The following is a 403-nucleotide window of genomic DNA, read 5'->3' on the forward strand; positions in this document are numbered from 1 at the left end:
GCTCAACTCCTGGACGAATCACCGGTGTTCGCGGCGCGGATCGGGGAGTGTGAGCAGGCCCTTGCGCCTCATGTCGATTGGTCGCTCACCTGCGTACTGCGGGACGGGGGCGGGTTGGACCGTGTCGATGTGGTGCAGCCGGTCCTGTGGGCGGTGATGGTCTCCCTCGCTGCCGTCTGGGAGGAGTACGGCGTCCGTCCCGCCGCAGTACTTGGGCATTCGCAGGGTGAGATAGCTGCGGCCTGCGTCGCGGGAGCACTGTCGCTCTCGGACGCGGCGAGGGTCGTCGCCGTCCGCAGTGATGCGCTGCGGCAGTTGCAGGGCCTGGGTGACATGGCCTCGATCGGCGCCGGACCGGACGAGGTGCGTGCACTGATCGGGGACGAGCGGCCGGGTGTGTCCG

1 protein-coding gene is annotated in these 403 nt (G+C 69.2%); it reads left to right on the forward strand.

The window, feature by feature from the left end; genetic code table 11:
• On the forward strand, window positions 1-403 hold a 403-nt coding region (locus tag ACLZOT_RS50210), incomplete at both ends, for an acyltransferase domain-containing protein (RefSeq protein ID WP_416976017.1).

Source organism: Streptomyces sp. 4F14 (genome assembly GCF_048159485.1).
Lineage (GTDB): Bacteria > Actinomycetota > Actinomycetes > Streptomycetales > Streptomycetaceae > Streptomyces.